Origin of the sequence: Elioraea sp. Yellowstone (assembly GCF_006704265.1) — a bacterium.
Classification (GTDB): domain Bacteria; phylum Pseudomonadota; class Alphaproteobacteria; order Acetobacterales; family Acetobacteraceae; genus Elioraea.
Genome location: NZ_VIKA01000228.1, coordinates 1 through 3,648, shown reverse-complemented (window position 1 = coordinate 3,648; position 3,648 = coordinate 1). Strand labels below are relative to the sequence as shown.

At 72.3% G+C, this 3,648-nt stretch carries 6 protein-coding genes and 1 tRNA gene; 5 read left to right on the top strand and 2 right to left on the bottom strand.

The window, feature by feature from the left end; translation table 11 throughout:
• The 5 genes from FK498_RS20245 to FK498_RS17985 form a co-directional block, all read left to right on the top strand.
• A partial coding sequence (locus FK498_RS20245) for a hypothetical protein (RefSeq protein ID WP_141855806.1) occupies positions 1-76 on the top strand: 76 nt, incomplete at its 5' end.
• A 78-nt stretch (positions 77-154) separates the two neighbouring features.
• Positions 155-231 (top strand) — tRNA-Trp (locus FK498_RS18000).
• An 81-nt stretch (positions 232-312) separates the two neighbouring features.
• Complete coding sequence (secE, locus tag FK498_RS17995) at positions 313-510, top strand: preprotein translocase subunit SecE (RefSeq protein WP_141856991.1); 198 nt, start codon at positions 313-315, stop codon at positions 508-510.
• 40 nt (positions 511-550) lie between these two features.
• Complete coding sequence (nusG, locus tag FK498_RS17990; RefSeq protein WP_141856993.1) at positions 551-1,120, top strand: transcription termination/antitermination protein NusG; 570 nt, start codon at positions 551-553, stop codon at positions 1,118-1,120.
• 83 nt (positions 1,121-1,203) lie between these two features.
• Positions 1,204-1,770: a CHAP domain-containing protein gene (locus FK498_RS17985; protein WP_202614915.1), complete on the top strand. Its 567-nt coding sequence runs from the start codon at positions 1,204-1,206 to the stop codon at positions 1,768-1,770.
• A gap of 60 nt (positions 1,771-1,830) precedes the next feature.
• On the opposite strand, the gene FK498_RS17980 is transcribed toward FK498_RS17985, so the two are convergent.
• Together FK498_RS17980 and FK498_RS17975 are read right to left on the bottom strand one after the other, a co-directional pair.
• Positions 1,831-2,499 carry a class I SAM-dependent methyltransferase gene (locus tag FK498_RS17980; RefSeq protein WP_141856989.1) on the bottom strand — a complete coding sequence of 223 codons (669 nt, stop codon included), beginning with the start codon at positions 2,497-2,499 and terminating at the stop codon, positions 1,831-1,833.
• 10 nt (positions 2,500-2,509) lie between these two features.
• Complete coding sequence (locus tag FK498_RS17975) at positions 2,510-3,409, bottom strand: DMT family transporter (protein WP_141856987.1); 900 nt, start codon at positions 3,407-3,409, stop codon at positions 2,510-2,512.
• Between the last annotated feature and the right edge of the window lie 239 nt (positions 3,410-3,648).

The following is a 3,648-nucleotide window of genomic DNA, read 5'->3' as shown; positions in this document are numbered from 1 at the left end:
CGAGGGCCTGCGCTTCGCCATCCGCGAGGGCGGACGCACCGTCGGCGCAGGCGTCGTCACCAAGATCGTGCAGTGACTCGGCTGCCCGGGTCGCGTGCTATAACGGCCCGGGCATCGAGGATTGGTGTGGCGGCTCGACGCCCGGGCCGCAGGAAGGGGTGTAGCTCAATTGGCTAGAGCGCCGGTCTCCAAAACCGGAGGTTGGGGGTTCGAGACCCTCCACCCCTGCCACCCGCAGCATCGGGTGCGGTAGGATCGTGCCGGCCCCGGCGGCAGTGCCGCCCCGGCCCCTGTTTCGGAACGAAGGACACGATGGCGAGGATCGACCCCGCGACCTATGTGCGGCAGGTGCGCCAGGAGGTGGCCAAGGTCACCTGGCCCAGCCGCAAGGAGACGCTGATCACCACGGGCCTCGTGTTCGTGCTGTCGATCCTGGCCGCGGCCTTCTTCTTCGTCGTGGACCAGGTGATCGGTCTCGGCGTGCGCGCGATCTTCGGCTTCGGCGCCTGAGGCGGGAGGAATGACGATGGCAGCAGCGGAAAGCGAAGGGATGGCGCCGGTCCGGCCTGTGGCACCGCCCTCGGCCGCGGGCCGCAAGCGCTGGTACGTGATCCACGTCTATTCAGGCTTCGAGAAGAAGGTCGCCCAGGCGATCCGCGAACAGGCCGCCCAGAAGGGGCTGGCGGACAAGTTCGAGGAGGTGCTGGTGCCGATGGAGGAGGTGGTCGAGGTCAAGCGCGGCCAGAAGGTGCAGGGGGAGCGCAAGTTCTTCCCCGGCTACGTCCTGGTGCGCATGGAGATGACCGACGACACCTGGCACCTGGTGAAGAACACGCCGAAGGTGACGAATTTCCTCGGCGGCAAGGGCCGCCCCAGCCCGATCACCGATGCCGAGGCGGAGCGCATCGTCAAGGCGGTGGCGGAAGGCGTGGAGAAGCCGCGGCCCTCGATCACCTTCGAGGTGGGCGAGCAGGTGCGCGTCACCGACGGGCCGTTCACCAGCTTCAACGGCACGGTCGAGGAGGTGGACGAGGAGAAGGGCCGGGTGAAGGTCTCGGTCTCGATCTTCGGCCGCGCCACGCCGGTCGAGCTCGAATACGGCCAGGTCGAGAAGGTCTGAGCCGGGCGGGGCCTTCGGCATCGCCGCAACGCTTGCCCCGACGCGGCCGCGTCGGCGAGGGTACCCCTCGAAGGAGGGCCCCGATGCGGCAATCGCCGCTCCTCGTCGCCTGCGTGCTCCTGGCGCTGGCCGGCTGCGCCGCGCCCCGCCTGCCCGAGCCTGCCGAGCCCGCGACCTTCCGCGCCTCCGCGCCCCTCTCCTGCGTGCCCTTCGCGCGCGCCCTCTCCGGCATCGCGCTCCAGGGCGACGCGCATGGCTGGTGGCGCGCGGCCGCCGGCCGCTACAGCCGCGGCGCCGAGCCCCAGCCCGGCGCAGTGCTGGTGCTGAAGTCCACGCGGCGCCTGCCCGACGGGCATCTCGCGGTGGTGGTGCGCCAGACCGGCGCGCGCGAGATCCTGGTCGCACACGCCAACTGGGCCTCGGGTGCGGCGCGCGGGGCAGTGCACCAGAACCAGCGCGTGGTCGATGTCTCGCGCCGCAACGACTGGAGCGCGGTGCGCGTGTGGCATCCAGCCACCGACACGCTCGGCGTGACCGTCTTCCCCGCCTGGGGCTTCATCCACCCGCCAGCGCCGCGCACTGCCGAGCAGGTCGCGGCGGCGGTGCCGCACGCCGCGCAGGAGGCCGCGCTGCTGGTCGCATCGCGCTGAGCCGCCGCCGGCCCCGCGCAATCCCCTCCGCGCAAGGGTCGAGCCTTTGTGCGGAGGGTATCAGTCGTTTGCCAGCCGCACCAGCGTGAACAGGCCGAGGGGAGGACAGGGCGAGAGGATTGCGCGCGCGCGCTCCGACGCCGACAGCACCGCCTCCATCGCGAAGTCGGGATGCCAGCCGAGCGCGCGCGAGAACGGCGCCATCGCCCGCTCGATGCCGCGCCGGATGCCGGGCGGTGCGAGGAAGTGGTTGACCAGCAGGATCGTCCCGCCGGGCCGGACCACGCGCCGGATCTCGGCCATCATCCGCCGCGGATTCGGCACCACCGAGGCGACGAACATCGCCACCGCCGCATCGAAGGAGGCGTCCGGCAGCTCCATCGCCTCGGCGTCCATCTCGAGCAGCGCCTCGACGTGATCGAGCCGGTCGCGCTCGACCTTCCGGCGCGCAAGCGCCAGCATCTCGGGGCTGAGATCGATCCCGACCACGCGGAGCCCCCGCCGGTAGTGCGGCAGCGCGAGCCCGGTGCCCACCCCGACCTCCAGCACCCGGCCGTCGGGCAGGGCGTTCAGCGCGGCGATCGCGCGGCGGCGGGCGGGGCCGGAGACGACACCGAAGGCACGATCGTAGATGCGCGCCCAGCGGGCATAGGCGGCGCGCACGGCCTCGGCATCGAGCGGCCGGGCAGGGCGCGTCTGCTCCGGGGAGCGGTCGACCGTCGCGGGCATGGCGGATTGGCTACTGCCGGGGCGGGGCGGATGCAACCATCCGCGCGCGCGATTCGGACCAGATCACGAACAGTCCACCGGCGGCGACGATCACGCCGCCGAAGGCGGCAACCAGGTCCGGGAGTTCGCCGAACAGCACCCAGCCCGCGATCACCGCCCAGATGATCTGGGTATAGGCGAAGGGCGCGAGCAGCGAAGCCGGAGCGCGCTGGAAGGCCTGGATCAGCAGGAAATGCCCCCCTCCGCCGATCGCGCCGATCAGCGCCAGCATCGCCCATTCAGCCGCCGTCGGCCACCCCCAGTGGAAGGGCGCGATCAGCGTGGTCAGGACGGCCGAGGCCACGCCGGTGTGGAAGATCGTGGTCTCGGCGTCGTCCACCCCGGCCAGCCGCCGCGTCAGCACCTGGTAGACCGCGAACACCGTCGCCGTGCCGAGCACCAGCAGCGCTGCCGGATGCGTCACGCCAAGGCCCGGGCGGATGATCACCAGCACCCCGGCGAAGCCGATGGCGATGCCGAGCCAGCGGCGCCAGCCCACCGCCTCGCCCAGGATGCGCGCGGCGAGCAGGGTGGTAATCAGCGGCGAGACGAAGCCGATCGCCACCGCCTCGGCGAGCGGGATGTGGATCAGCGCGGCCGAGAAGCAGAGATTGGCGACCCCGAGACAGAGCGACCGAAGCGCCTGCAGCCGCGGCGCGCGGGTGCGCGGCGGCACGCGCCGCCCCCTGAGCCGCAGCAGCACGGCGACGATCGCGAGGTGGAAGGCGAAGCGCGCCCACATCACCACGGCGAGCGGCAGGGACTGCACGGTGGCCTTGATGGCGCAGTCCATCAGCACGAAGGAGAGGAGCGCGGCGAGCTGATAGGCGATGCCGGCGCCCGGGCGATCGGGCGGCTGCGGGGCGGTCATGCGGCCCCGCCGCGATCGCGCGCAGTCATGCCCGCCGCCCCGCGCCCTGATGCGGCTCCACGAGCGGTTGCCCGCCCGGGCGGCACCGACGCGGACGGGACGCCGCGATGGCAGAAGCCCTGCCGTGGCCGTCGGTCAGGTCGGTCGGGCAAGGTCGGCGGCGGTTAATGTCTCTTCGAGTGGTGTAGGAGCCGAGGGAGGGGCGCGGAGCGTAGCCCCTGGTTGCGCGCAGCGGAGCG

Coding starts and splice junctions, on each gene's coding strand:
- secE (WP_141856991.1), top strand. CDS start 313: ATGGCGAGGATCGACCCCGCGACCTATGTGCGGCAGGTGCGCCAGGAG.
- nusG (WP_141856993.1), top strand. CDS start 551: ATGGCGCCGGTCCGGCCTGTGGCACCGCCCTCGGCCGCGGGCCGCAAG.
- FK498_RS17985 (WP_202614915.1), top strand. CDS start 1,204: ATGCGGCAATCGCCGCTCCTCGTCGCCTGCGTGCTCCTGGCGCTGGCC.
- FK498_RS17980 (WP_141856989.1), bottom strand. CDS start 2,499: ATGCCCGCGACGGTCGACCGCTCCCCGGAGCAGACGCGCCCTGCCCGG.
- FK498_RS17975 (WP_141856987.1), bottom strand. CDS start 3,409: ATGACCGCCCCGCAGCCGCCCGATCGCCCGGGCGCCGGCATCGCCTAT.